Source organism: Streptomyces sp. NBC_01233 (genome assembly GCF_035989305.1).
Classification (GTDB): Bacteria; Actinomycetota; Actinomycetes; order Streptomycetales; family Streptomycetaceae; genus Streptomyces.
Genome location: NZ_CP108514.1, coordinates 6,544,556 through 6,557,120 on the forward strand (window position 1 = coordinate 6,544,556; position 12,565 = coordinate 6,557,120).

General features: G+C 71.2%; 12 protein-coding genes. 9 read left to right on the forward strand and 3 right to left on the reverse strand.

Annotated features, from left to right (window positions below):
• Positions 1-8 precede the first annotated feature (8 nt).
• The 3 genes from ilvN to serA all read left to right on the forward strand — a co-directional run bounded on the left by ilvN (position 9) and on the right by serA (position 3,494).
• Positions 9-533, forward strand: coding sequence for an acetolactate synthase small subunit (gene ilvN / locus OG332_RS31280; RefSeq protein WP_030010002.1), 525 nt, complete (start codon positions 9-11; stop codon positions 531-533).
• A 128-nt stretch (positions 534-661) separates the two neighbouring features.
• Entirely contained in the window at positions 662-1,663 is a 1,002-nt protein-coding gene (ilvC, locus tag OG332_RS31285) for a ketol-acid reductoisomerase (RefSeq protein ID WP_327416596.1), read from the forward strand.
• A gap of 241 nt (positions 1,664-1,904) precedes the next feature.
• Positions 1,905-3,494: a phosphoglycerate dehydrogenase gene (gene serA / locus OG332_RS31290; RefSeq protein ID WP_327416597.1), complete on the forward strand. Its 1,590-nt coding sequence runs from the start codon at positions 1,905-1,907 to the stop codon at positions 3,492-3,494.
• 69 nt (positions 3,495-3,563) lie between these two features.
• On the opposite strand, the gene OG332_RS31295 is transcribed toward serA, so the two are convergent.
• Positions 3,564-5,120 carry an MFS transporter gene (locus tag OG332_RS31295; RefSeq protein WP_327416598.1) on the reverse strand — a complete coding sequence of 519 codons (1,557 nt, stop codon included), beginning with the start codon at positions 5,118-5,120 and terminating at the stop codon, positions 3,564-3,566.
• 89 nt (positions 5,121-5,209) lie between these two features.
• Between OG332_RS31295 and OG332_RS31300 the strand changes: the two genes are divergently transcribed.
• Both OG332_RS31300 and OG332_RS31305 read left to right on the forward strand, forming a co-directional pair.
• Positions 5,210-5,803: a TetR/AcrR family transcriptional regulator gene (locus tag OG332_RS31300; protein WP_327416599.1), complete on the forward strand. Its 594-nt coding sequence runs from the start codon at positions 5,210-5,212 to the stop codon at positions 5,801-5,803.
• Between the two features lie 139 nt (positions 5,804-5,942).
• The gene (locus OG332_RS31305) at positions 5,943-6,110 is read left to right on the forward strand and encodes a hypothetical protein (protein ID WP_327416600.1); all 168 of its coding nucleotides are present in this window, start codon (positions 5,943-5,945) and stop codon (positions 6,108-6,110) included.
• 280 nt (positions 6,111-6,390) lie between these two features.
• Here the strand turns inward: OG332_RS31305 and OG332_RS31310 are convergent, their stop codons facing one another.
• The gene (locus OG332_RS31310) at positions 6,391-7,701 is read right to left on the reverse strand and encodes a PucR family transcriptional regulator (RefSeq protein WP_327416601.1); all 1,311 of its coding nucleotides are present in this window, start codon (positions 7,699-7,701) and stop codon (positions 6,391-6,393) included.
• A 160-nt stretch (positions 7,702-7,861) separates the two neighbouring features.
• Here OG332_RS31310 and OG332_RS31315 point away from each other — a divergent pair, with 160 nt between their 5' ends.
• The 4 genes from OG332_RS31315 (at position 7,862) to OG332_RS31330 (ending at position 11,809) form a co-directional block, all read left to right on the forward strand.
• The gene (locus OG332_RS31315; protein ID WP_327416602.1) at positions 7,862-8,788 is read left to right on the forward strand and encodes a proline dehydrogenase family protein; all 927 of its coding nucleotides are present in this window, start codon (positions 7,862-7,864) and stop codon (positions 8,786-8,788) included.
• A gap of 31 nt (positions 8,789-8,819) precedes the next feature.
• On the forward strand, positions 8,820-10,451 hold the full coding sequence (gene pruA / locus OG332_RS31320; RefSeq protein ID WP_319728625.1) for an L-glutamate gamma-semialdehyde dehydrogenase: 1,632 nt from the start codon (positions 8,820-8,822) through the stop codon (positions 10,449-10,451).
• 249 nt (positions 10,452-10,700) lie between these two features.
• Positions 10,701-11,594, forward strand: a complete 894-nt coding sequence (locus OG332_RS31325; protein ID WP_327416603.1) for a hypothetical protein — start codon at positions 10,701-10,703, stop codon at positions 11,592-11,594.
• Positions 11,594-11,809 (forward strand): hypothetical protein, encoded by a 216-nt coding sequence (locus tag OG332_RS31330; protein WP_327416604.1) that lies wholly within the window; start codon positions 11,594-11,596, stop codon positions 11,807-11,809. The genes OG332_RS31325 and OG332_RS31330 overlap by 1 nt, the downstream gene beginning before the upstream one ends.
• Here the strand turns inward: OG332_RS31330 and OG332_RS31335 are convergent.
• Positions 11,793-12,494: a nitroreductase family protein gene (locus OG332_RS31335; protein ID WP_327416605.1), complete on the reverse strand. Its 702-nt coding sequence runs from the start codon at positions 12,492-12,494 to the stop codon at positions 11,793-11,795. The two genes, OG332_RS31330 and OG332_RS31335, sit on opposite strands and share 17 nt — an antisense overlap.
• Between the last annotated feature and the right edge of the window lie 71 nt (positions 12,495-12,565).

A 12,565-nucleotide genomic window follows, 5' to 3' on the forward strand; every position in this document is an offset into this window, starting at 1 on the left:
CGCCCCACATGTCCAAGCACACGCTCTCCGTCCTGGTCGAGAACACGCCCGGCATCCTCGCCCGGATCGCCGCCCTGTTCTCCCGCCGCGGGTTCAACATCGACTCCCTCGCGGTCGGCGTCACCGAGCACCCCGACATCTCCCGCATCACGATCGTCGTGAACGTCGAGGACCTCCCGCTGGAGCAGGTGACCAAGCAGCTGAACAAGCTGGTCAACGTCCTCAAGATCGTCGAGCTGGAGTCCCACAACGCCATCGAGCGCGAGCTCGTCCTGGTGAAGGTCCGCGCCGACAACGAGACCCGGTCGCAGATCGTCGAGATCGTCCAGCTGTTCCGCGCCAAGACGGTCGACGTCTCCCCGGAGGCCGTCACCATCGAGGCCACCGGCGGTTCCGACAAGCTCGGCGCGATGCTCAAGATGCTGGAGCCCTTCGGCATCAAGGAGCTCGTGCAGTCCGGCACGATCGCCATAGGGCGTGGCGGACGGTCCATCACGGACCGCAGTCTGCGCGCGCTCGACCGCAGCGCCTGACCCGGCCGGCGCAGCGGCCGCCCAAGCCGCGGAAGACACGCTCGGCTCGCATGTCGAGACCGGCAAACTCAGATTCCGTTCCCCGCCGTACGGTGGGAGCAACACCAGCGCACCAAGGAGATATCCCAGTGGCCGAGCTGTTCTACGAGAACGACGCCGACCTGTCCATCATCCAGGGCCGCAAGGTCGCGGTCATCGGTTACGGCAGCCAGGGCCACGCCCACGCGCTGTCGCTCCGTGACTCCGGCGTCGACGTCGTCGTCGGCCTGAAGGAGGGCTCGAAGTCCAAGGCCAAGGCCGAGGAGCAGGGCCTGAAGGTCGTCCCCGTGGCCGAGGCCGCCGCCTGGGCCGACCTCATCATGATCCTGACCCCGGACCCGCTGCAGGCCGAGATCTACGAGGAGTCCATCAAGGACCACCTCAAGGACGGCGACGCGCTCTTCTTCGGGCACGGCTTCAACGTCCGCTACGGCTTCATCAAGCCCCCGGCCAACGTGGACGTCGCCCTGGTCGCCCCGAAGGGCCCGGGCCACCTGGTCCGCCGCCAGTACGAGGAGGGCCGCGGCGTTCCGTGCATCGCGGCCGTCGAGCAGGACCACTCGGGCAACGCCTTCGCCCTCGCGCTCTCGTACGCGGCCGGCATCGGCGGCACCCGCGCCGGCGTCATCAAGACCACCTTCACCGAGGAGACCGAGACCGACCTGTTCGGTGAGCAGGCCGTCCTCTGCGGTGGCGCGTCCGCCCTGGTCAAGGCCGGTTTCGAGACCCTGACCGAGGCCGGCTACCAGCCGGAGATCGCGTACTTCGAGTGCCTGCACGAGCTGAAGCTCATCGTCGACCTCATGTACGAGGGCGGCCTGGAGAAGATGCGCTGGTCGGTCTCCGAGACCGCCGAGTGGGGCGACTACATCACCGGCCCCCGCATCATCACGGACGCCACCAAGGCCGAGATGAAGCAGGTCCTCGCGGAGATCCAGAGCGGCGAGTTCGCCAACACCTGGATGGCCGAGTACAAGGCCGGTCTGCCGAAGTACAACGAGTACAAGAAGGCCGACGAGGCGCACCTGCTGGAGACCACCGGCAAGAAGCTGCGCAAGCTGATGAGCTGGGTCGACAGCGACGAGAGCTGATCGTGGACGGCGGGGCCGGGGCGGTGTGTCCCGGCCCCGCCGCGCGTCGCTTGTCCAACACGGCCAACCCCGGAAGGGTGATCCTTCCGTACAGGCGGAAATCCGGTCCGTCAGCGCCACTACACTGCTCAACACATACGCGTCAGGCCCACAGTGTCGTGCGTCTTCCACGCGGCTACCCCCTCCACCGCCTGCGGCCGTCGGGACGGCCGTCCGCACTGGACTTGTGAGGATGACCCACGTGAGCTCGAAACCTGTCGTACTCATCGCCGAAGAGCTGTCGCCCGCCACGGTGGACGCGCTCGGTCCGGACTTCGAGATCCGGCACGTCAACGGAGCCGACCGCGCGGAGCTGTTGCCCGCGATCGTCGACGTCGACGCGATCCTCGTCCGCTCCGCCACCAAGGTCGACGCCGAGGCCATCGCCGTCGCCAAGAAGCTGAAGGTGGTCGCGCGCGCCGGCGTCGGTCTGGACAACGTCGACGTCTCCGCCGCCACCAAGGCCGGCGTGATGGTCGTCAACGCCCCGACCTCGAACATCGTGACGGCGGCCGAACTGGCCTGCGGTCTGCTCGTCGCCACCGCCCGCAACATCCCGCAGGCCAACACCGCCCTGAAGAACGGTGAGTGGAAGCGGAACAAGTACACGGGTGTCGAGCTCAGCGAGAAGACCCTCGGTGTCGTCGGCCTGGGCCGCATCGGCGTCCTGGTCGCGCAGCGCATGTCGGCCTTCGGCATGAAGATCGTCGCGTACGACCCCTACGTGCAGCCCGCGCGCGCCGCCCAGATGGGCGTCAAGATGCTCACGCTGGACGAACTCCTCGAGGTCGCCGACTTCATCACCGTGCACCTGCCCAAGACCCCCGAGACCCTCGGTCTCATCGGGGACGAGGCCCTGCACAAGGTGAAGCCCTCCGTCCGCATCGTCAACGCCGCCCGCGGCGGGATCGTGGACGAGGCCGCGCTGTACTCGGCCATCAAGGAGGGCCGCGTCGCCGGCGCCGGCCTCGACGTGTACGCGAAGGAGCCCTGCACGGACTCCCCGCTCTTCGAGCTCGACCAGGTCGTCTGCACCCCGCACCTCGGCGCGTCCACGGACGAGGCCCAGGAGAAGGCCGGCGTCTCGGTCGCCAAGTCGGTGCGCCTCGCGCTCGCCGGCGAGCTCGTGCCGGACGCGGTCAACGTCCAGGGCGGCGTCATCGCCGAGGACGTCCGTCCCGGCCTGCCGCTCGCCGAGAAGCTCGGCCGCATCTTCACCGCCCTCGCGGGCGAGGTCGCGGTCCGCCTCGACGTCGAGGTCTGCGGCGAGATCACCCAGCACGACGTCAAGGTGCTCGAACTCTCCGCGCTCAAGGGTGTCTTCGAGGACGTCGTCGACGAGACGGTCTCCTACGTCAACGCCCCGCTGTTCGCACAGGAGCGCGGGGTCGAGGTGCGCCTGACCACCAGCTCGGAGTCCCCGGACCACCGCAACGTGGTGACCGTCCGCGGCACCCTGTCGGACGGTCAGGAGGTCTCGGTCTCCGGCACGCTCGCGGGCCCGAAGCACCTGCAGAAGATCGTGGGCATCGGCGAGTACGACGTGGACCTGGCGCTCGCCGACTACATGGTCGTGCTGCGCTACACCGACCGGCCGGGCGTGGTCGGCACCGTCGGCCGCGTTCTCGGCGAGGCCGGTCTGAACATCGCGGGCATGCAGGTCGCCCGTGCGGAGGAGCACGGCGAGGCGCTCGCCGTCCTCACCGTCGACGCCGAGGTGCCGGCGAACGTCCTGGCGGACATCTCCGCCGAGATCGGCGCCGTTTCGGCACGTACGGTCAGCCTCGGCTGACCCGTGTGACACGGCGAAGGGCCCGGGGGATTCCCCCGGGCCCTTTCACGTTGTTCCGCCCCGTCCCGATCAGTTGTACGCCGGCACCGCAGCGCCGTCCGCGGGCACATCGGCCTGCTCCGCCGCGGGCGGGGCCGGGGCTTCGATACCCCGCATCAGAGCCGCGGCGAGCACGGCCGCCCCGAGCAGCAGCGCCGCGCCGCCCCAGGCCGCGTACTGCATCCCGTGGACGAAGGCCTCCCGGGCCAGGGCCAGGACCTGCTCGCCCGCCTCCCCGCCGATCCGGTGGGCGGCGGCCGCGGCCCCGCCCAGGGTCTCCCGCACGGCGGGCTCGGAGTCCGCCAGCTCGCTGCGGTAGACCGCGGTGCCCAGGCTGCCGAGGACCGCCATGCCCAGGGCGCCGCCGAACTCCGTTCCGGTCTCCAGCAGGGAGGCGGCGGAGCCAGCCTTCTCGGCGGGGGCGGCGGCGAGCGCCATGTCGGAGACCAGGGACATCACGGCGACGACGCCCGAGGAGAGCACCCCGGCGCCGGTCAGGATCAGCCACAGGGAGTCGGTGTCCACGAGGCTGAAGAGGGCGAAGCCGACGGCGGCGAGGGCGAACCCGCCGGCGATGACGTAGCCCCGGTCCACCTTCTGGGCCAGGGCGGCGGAGACGGGGGCCGCGGCGCCGATGAGGACCGAGGGGGCGAGGCTCCACAGGGCCGCTTCCAGGGTGCCCATGCCGAGCACCGACTGGAGGTACTGGGTCGTGAAGTAGGCCGAGCCCATCACGGCGAAGGCGGCCAGGGTGTTGAAGGCGATGCCCGCGCCGAAGCCGCGCCCCCGGAAGAGGGCCCGGGAGATCATGGCGTCGTCGCGGGTGCGCTGGCGGCGGACGAACACGTACGCGAAGGCCAGGCCGACGGCGAGGCAGCCCAGGTAGAGGGGTTCGAAGCCCTCGGCGGCGATCTCCTTGAGGCCGTAGACGACCGGCAGCACGGCGGCCATGGACAGCGGGACGCTCAGCAGGTCGAAGCGGCCGGGGGCCGGGTCCTTGAACTCCGGGACCAGGACCGGGACCAGGAGCAGCAGGAGCAGCATCGCGGGCACGTTGATGAGGAAGACGGAGCCCCACCAGAAGTGGTTCAGCATCACACCGCTCAGCACCGAGCCGAGGGCGATCCCGCCGGTCATGGCCCCGGACCAGATGGCGATGGCCTTGCCGCGCTGCTTGTCGTCCTGGAAGAGGTTCCGTACGAGGGCCAGCGTGGAGGGCATCAGGGTCGCGCCGCCGATGCCGAGCAGGACGCGGGCCGCGATGAGCATCTCGGCGCTGGTGGCGTAGCCGGCGCAGACCGAGGCGATGCCGAAGGCGGTCGCGCCGATCAGCAGCAGCTTGCGGCGGCCGATCCGGTCGCCGAGCGAGCCCATCGTGATCAGCAGGCCGGAGAGGGCGAAGCCGTAGCTGTCGAAGATCCAGAGCTGCTGGGTGGCGCTCGGGGCGAGCTGGTCGGTGATGGCCGGGATGGCGAAGTAGAGGACGGAGACGTCCATCGACACCAGGAGCAGGGGCAGCAGGAGGACGGTGAAGGCGGTCCATTCGCGGCGGCCGGCACGTCGCGCTGTGGCAGCGGGGTTTGTCATGAGCAGGAATATACACACGTCTTAAACACTCGTCTATGACAACTGTCTAGAACTGTTGTCTGGGACGGCTGTCTTGCTACCTTGTGGCCATGGGACATCGCGAAGATCTGCTCGAAGGTGCCAAGAAGTGCCTGGTCGAGAAGGGGTTCGTGCGCACGACCGCGCGCGACATCGTCAGCGCCTCGGGAACCAACCTGGCGTCCATCGGCTACCACTACGGCTCGAAGGACGCCCTGCTCGCCCAGGCCTTCATCGGCCTGATGGAGGAGTGGGGCGCCGTCTTCCAGGTCGGCCTGGACGGTGAGGGCGGGTCGCTGGAGCGGTTCCGCGCGCTCTGGGAGGGCGTCCTCGCAGCACACGAGAAGTCGGGTCCGGTCTGGGCGGCCAGCCTGGAGGTGGCACTCGGCAGGGACCAGCGGCCGGAGCTGCGGTCCATGCTCGCCGCCTCGCAGGCCGAGGGGCGCCGCGGCTTGATCTCCCTGCTGACCGGGACCCCCGAGGACCAGCTCGACGACCGGGACGAGCGCACGCTCGGCACGTTCTACCAGGCGCTGCTGAACGGCCTGATGATCCAGTGGCTGTTCGATCCGGAGTCGGCGGCCACGGCGGAGGAGTTCACCGAGGGCATGCGCCGGGCGGCCGAGGCGATGACGCGTCCCCGGGAATCCGAGGACGGGGAGTAAGCGGAGCGGGAACCACCGCCGGCGGCGCCCCGTCCCACCCCCGAATGGGCCCGGGACGAGGCGGAGTCGACGTGGACGTCCTGGAGGGAGTCGACACCGTGGTGCTGGCTGGCTGGCTGGCTGGCTGGCCGGCCGGATCGTGGCCGGCGCCGAGCCGGGCACGTCCTGCGACGCGGCGATGCGCATGGAGATGGTTCCGGTCGCGCTGGCCCGGCCGCTGGGTGCCCGGCTCGTCATCGGGGCCGCGACGGGCGCACCCCTCGGGGAGCCGCGGCCGCAGGTGGCGCCCGCGACCGTCGCACCGTGACGACCCCTGCGCCCGCGCGTGCTCCACTGCGAGGTACCCGATGGCCTCCGGCACCTCGCGGAGCGGACGGGTCCGGTGGGTCACCGGGGTGACCTCGCCGGGTTCGACGAGTTCCCGGAGCGAGCGTCCCCGCGGGGGTCAGCCGCGCCGGCAGCCGGCCGGCGACAGGTTGCCCACCAGGTCGAGCACGACCACGGCCGCGCGGACCCGTACCAGCACCTGGTGATCTCCGGGCACCGGCCGTTCGACCTCCCTCAACTCCAGTACGCCAAGGCAGCCGTTACGTCAGGCGGGCGGCCTTCAGGGCCATGTGGAGCAGCAGGCGGTCCTCGCCCTCGTCCAGATCGAGCCCGGTCAGCTGCTCCACCCGGGCGAGGCGGTAGTAGAGGGTCTGACGGTGGATGCCCAGGGCGGCCGCCGCGCGGCCCGCCTGGCCGGCGCAGTCCAGGAACACCTCGGCGGTGCGGGCGAGTTCGCGGTGCGCCGGGGTCAGCAGGGCGCGCGCCGCCGGATCGTCCACCGGGTCGGCGGCGAGGGTCGCGAGCAGCCGGTACGGGCCGATCGCCGACCACTGGGCGACCGGGCCGAGCCGGGGCTGCGCGGCGGCCGCCCGGGCAGCGGCGACGGCCTGCTCCCAGGCGGCGGGCAGCTCCGCGAGGCCCCGGACGGGGTCGGCGACGCCCGCGGTCATCCGCCGGGTGGGCCCGGCAAGGGGCTTGGCCCTGGCCTTGGCTGCCGCGGTCGCCCCGGCCGCCTTGGCCGTTCCGCCCGCCTTGGCCGTTCCGCCGTCCCCGGCGGCTCCGCCGGGGACGCCCGCTCCGGCCGTCCCGGCCGGTTCCGCCGCACGCGGCAGCAGCCGGGCCACCGCAGTCAGCGCCGGGGCCAGCGTGTCCGTCGAGCGCAGCCGGAGCAGGACCGCCAGGGCCAGGTCGCCGGCCGCGCCCGCCTCGTCCCCGCCTGTGCCCCGCCGGGGTACGAGGCACACGGCGGCCGCGCCCGGCACCGACGCGGGAGCCTCTCCGGACCACGGCGCCACGCAGACCGCCGCGTGCAGCCCGTCCCCGCCGGGGCCGAGGGCGGCCCGCAGCGCGGCCACCGCCATGTCCTGCTGCCAGCCCCGCCCGGCCGTGAGCACCGCCTGGAACTCGCGCGACAGGTCGGCCCCCGCCTTCGCCTCCTCGGCGAGCAGCACCCCGATCCGCTGGGCCACCTCCATGGCCGCGGCCAGGGCCGCCGGCTCGGGGCCGGGCTTGCCGGGCTCCTGGTCGAGGAGCCACACGTAGCCCTGCACGATGCCCCGGAACCGCACCGGCAGGCAGATCCGCCCCCGGAACACCCCGGCGTCGGGCGCCGCCGGGATCCGGACGGGGCCGGTGGCGCGGGCGATGCCAAAGCCCTCGAACCAGGACCGGACGGCCGCCGTCGACTGCCGCGTCAGGATCGAGCGGGTCCGAACCGGGTCCATCGCGAGATCGTCATCGCTGTCGTGCGCGCCGAAGGCGATGAGGCGGAAGTCCCGGTTCTCCAGGGTCGCGGGGGCGCCGAGCAGCGCCGAGATCTCGTCCACCAGGTCCTGGTAATCGCCCTTCACCCCGACATTCTCCCACCTCGGGGCCGACGCTTCAGACAGATGTATGAGATCCGGGACACGGATGCGTGACAGCTGTCGATGGCAGAGGATCGAAGCGATCCTTAGGTTTCACGGTGGTTTTACTTGCGCTTTTCTTCTGCCACCCGCTGGAGGTGCCCCCGTGCTGGGTCCCGTGATCCTCGCCGCTTCGCGCAGCGACAAGATGCGTCGTATCGTCTCTGCCGCCCCGGTGACCAAGCCCGTGGTGAATCGGTTCATCCCCGGCGAGACGGTCGACCAGGTCATCCCGATCGTCGAGGACCTCACCCGCAACGGCCTCGAGGTCACCCTCGACGTCGTCGGCGAGGACATCACCCAGGTGGAGCAGTCCTACGCCGCCCGGGACGCCTACCTCCAGCTCATCGAGCGCCTCGCGGAGCTCGGCCTCGGCGAGAAGGCCGAGATGTCCGTGAAGCTGTCGATGTTCGGCCAGGCGCTGGAGGGCGGCCACGAGCTGGCGCTCGCCAACGTCCGTCCGGTCGTCGAGGCCGCAGCCGCCATCGGCACCACCGTGACGCTCGACGCCGAGGACCACACCACCCTCGACTCGATGTTCGCCATCCACGAGGAGCTGCGCCGGGACTTCCCGCAGACCGGCTGCGTGATCCAGGCGTACCTCTTCCGCACCGAGGCCGACGCCCGGCGCCTGGCCGCCGCCGGCAGCCGCGTCCGGATCGTCAAGGGCGCCTACAAGGAGCCCGCCGAGGTCGCGTACCAGGACAAGGCGGATATCGACAAGGCGTACGTCCGGATCATGAAGATCCTGATGGAGGGCGAGGGCTACCCGATGATCGGGTCCCACGACCCGCGGCTGATCGCCATCGGCCAGGAACTGGCCCGGCAGGCAGGGCGCAAGCTGGACGAGTACGAGTTCCAGATGCTGTATGGCATCCGCGGCGAAGAGCACCTGCGGCTCGCCGCCGAGGGCCACCGGATGCGGGTCTACACCGCGTACGGGACGGACTGGTACGGCTACTTCATGCGCCGCCTCGCGGAGAAGCCGGCCAACCTCCTGTTCTTCCTCCGCTCGATGATCACCAAGAACTAGCCAAGAACTAGGTCAAGGAGTTACCAGCCCCATGGATGCTGTGACCCAGGTCCCCGCGCCGGTCAACGAGCCGGTCCACTCGTACGCCCCCGGCACCCCGGAGCGCGCGCGGCTCGAAGCACAGCTCAAGCAGCTGTCCGAGAACCCGATCGACCTCCCGATGACGATCAACGGCGTCAAGCGGATGGGCGGCGGCGAGCGCTTCGACGTGGTCCAGCCGCACGACCACAAGTCGGTGCTCGGCACCTTCGCCAACGCCACCCAGGCCGACGCGCAGGAGGCCATCGACGCCGCCCTCGCCGCCGCCCCGGCCTGGCGTTCGATGTCCTTCGACGACCGCGCCGCGATCATCCTGCGCGCCGCCGAGCTGCTGTCCGGCCCGTGGCGCGAGAAGCTCGCCGCCTCGACCATGCTGGGCCAGTCGAAGACCGCCCAGCAGGCCGAGATCGACACCCCGTGCGAGCTCGTCGACTTCTGGCGCTTCAACGTCCACTTCGCCCGCCAGATCCTGGCCGAGCAGCCGGTCGCGAACTCCGCCGGCGTGTGGAACCGCAGCGACCACCGCCCGCTCGAGGGCTTCGTCTACGCGATCACGCCCTTCAACTTCACGGCCATCGCCGGCAACCTGCCGACCGCCCCCGCCCTGATGGGCAACGTGGTCCTGTGGAAGCCGTCCCCGACGCAGACCCACTCCGCGGTCCTCCTCATGGAGCTCCTGGAGGAGGCCGGCCTGCCCAAGGGCGTCATCAACCTGGTGACGGGCGACGGCATCGCCGTCTCCGAGGTGGCCCTGAACCACCCCGAGCTGGCCGGCATCCACTTCACCGGCTCGACCAAGACCTTCCAGTACCTGTGGAAGACGGTCGGCAACAACATCGAGAAGTACAAGTCCTACCCGCGCCTGGTCGGCGAGACCGGCGGCAAGGACTTCGTCGTCGCGCACCCGTCCGCGGACCGCGCCGTCCTGAAGACCGCCCTGACCCGCGGCTCCTTCGAGTTCCAGGGCCAGAAGTGCTCGGCGTCCTCGCGCGCCTACGTCCCGGCCTCGATCTGGAACGACGGCTTCAAGGAGGCCTTCGCGGCCGAGGTCGACGGCATCGCCATGGGCGACGTCCGCGACCTGACCAACTTCATCGGCGCCGTCATCGACGAGCGCTCGTTCGCGAAGAACAAGGCCGCGATCGACCGCGCGATCGCCGACCCGACCTGCGAGATCATCGCCGGCGGCACCTACGACGACTCGGAGGGCTACTTCGTCCGCCCGACCGTCATCGCGTGCACCGACCCGGAGAACGAGGTCTTCACGACCGAGTACTTCGGCCCGATCCTCGCCGTGCACGTCTACGAGGACGCCGACTTCGACGCGATGCTGGCGCAGATGGAGTCCGTCTCGGCGTACGCCCTGACCGGCTCGATCATCGCGGCGGACCGTTACGCGGCGGCGGACGCGATGGAGAAGCTCCGCTTCGCAGCGGGCAACTTCTACATCAACGACAAGTCCACGGGCGCCGTGGTCGGCCAGCAGCCCTTCGGCGGCGGCCGGGCCTCGGGCACGAACGACAAGGCGGGCGCGGCGACCAACCTGCAGCGCTGGACGTCCACCCGCTCCATCAAGGAGACCCTGGTCGCGCCGACCGAGTACGGCTACCCCCACATGGGCTGACCTCCGCCCTGCTGAACCCCGCCCCCGCTCCGGCACCCCCAAGTCCGGAGCGGGGGCGGTATCCATTTCCCCACCGGGCAACTGCTGCTAGCCTGGCCGCAGTTGTCGTGTACGGCGACACGCTCCAGGACTCGGGCCCGGTTACCCGAGGGAGCCGAGGGCTCTGACGAGTTCCCGTACGGGTGGGATGTTTGCCAGGAGATACGAGACCTCTACGCGTCCGTGCCGGGACGACGCCCGGGGAGACGTATGTCCAGGCGCACCGACAACCGCCACCGCGTGGCGACCATCTGCCGTGAGGCCACCGGCCTGCCGCACCGCACCTGCCTCGGCTGGGCCGAAGCCGGCCTGATCACCCGCCACCAACCGGTCCCGGAGCCCGAGGACGAGGCGCAGCGCGCCCTCGAATCGCTCCTGGTGGCCGAGCTCGCCGACGGGCTCCGGGAACACGAGCGCCGTGACGGGGCCCTGTTCGGCTTCACCGCCGCCCGGCCGGTCGGCGCCGGTCTGGCGCTCGTCCTGCATCCGGCGATGGCGGACCGGGTCCTTGCCACGGTCCTGCCGCGCATCGACGAGCACTACGGCGGACTGCGCGGGGTGCCGGGGCTGCGCATCGTCCCGATGGGCTGCAGCTGGGCGCTGAACCAGTTGCAGGGCCCGGCAACGGTGGCACTGGTGCATCCCGACCCCGACTGGCGCCCGCTGCTGCCGGAGCACGGTGACGGACTCACGCAACTGTGGCGGCGCAACCGTCATCGCCTGCACCCCGTCGAGGCGGCGGAGCTCAGGGGGCGCGTCGGCGCAGGGGGCGATCCCGGATCGGTCCTGGCGCAGGACTGGCTGAACAGCAGGCTGCTGCGGCGCCCAGGGCTGCTGGGCGCCGCCGGGGCCGTGCACGGATGGGCGAACGTCTACACCCACGGCGGCGGGGACGTCGTCGTCGAGTGGTGCTGCGGCCAGGAACGGGACGAACTCGAGCGGCGGCTGCGTCGCAGCGGTCTGGCGGAGCGGCCGGACCGGATCGCCGAGCGGCTGCGGGACCGGCCGTGGTTCCCCGGTGAGATCGCGATGGGTGGAGCCTTCGTCACCCTGCGGCGCGGGCCCTGCCACGCGTCGTACGCCACGGCGCGGAGGGCGCACTGATGCTGACCGCGGTGATCGTGACGGCAGCCGTGCTCGGGGTGGCCAAAGTGGTGCGGGACTGGCTGATCCTGCGGCAGGTGCGGGCCGCCATGGAAGCCGGTACGCCGGAGGACCGGGTGCGGATCGGGATGCGGCTCGCCGAGGCCCTGGGCGGCGGGCAGTCCGGGCCGTCCCCGGAGCCGCCCGCCGGGGAGGTCGTCACACCTCCACGATGACCTGGTCCAGGGACTTGCGGACGAGGTCCGGGACCTCGCAGTCGTCCGCCGGGTAGCCCACCGGGATGACCGCGAAGGCCTTCTCGTTCTCCGGGCGGTTCAGGACGTGGCTCAGGAAGCGCATCGGGCTCGGGGTGTGGATGAGTGCGGCGAGGCCCGACAGGTGGAGGGCGGACAGGAGCATGCCGACGGCGATGCCGACCGACTCGTCGACGTAGTAGTGCTTGCGCTTGGTGCCGTCCGGGCCGAGCCAGTAGCGCTGCTGGAAGACCACGATCAGCGCCGGGGCGTCGGTGAGGTGGGTCTTGACGGCGTCGGTGCCGAGCGGGCGCAGGGCGGCGAGCCATTCGTCGCCGAGGCGGCCGTCGTAGGAGATCAGCTCCTCCTGCTCGGCGGCGGCGCGGATCTGCTCCCGTACGGCCGGGTCCTTGACCAGGACGAAGGTCCACGGCTGCTGGTGCGCCCCGGACGGGGCGGTCGCGGCGCAGGCGATCGCGTCCCGGACGACCTGTTCGGGCACCGGGTCGGGGGAGAAGTGGCGCACGGTCCGCCGCTGGTCCATGCGGGCCCGCAACTCGGCGGCGCGCGCGAGCGATTCGCCGCTCGCCATCCGCTCGGGCCGGTAGGGGGCGGGACGGTACGGCTGGCCGTGGATCGGGGTCCACTGCTGGGTTTCGGGCGACATGGGGCGAGTCTGCCGAGGCAATGGTCCAGACCGCCAGGGCCGCGTCGGCCGATTCCGGCCGGTGGACGGCG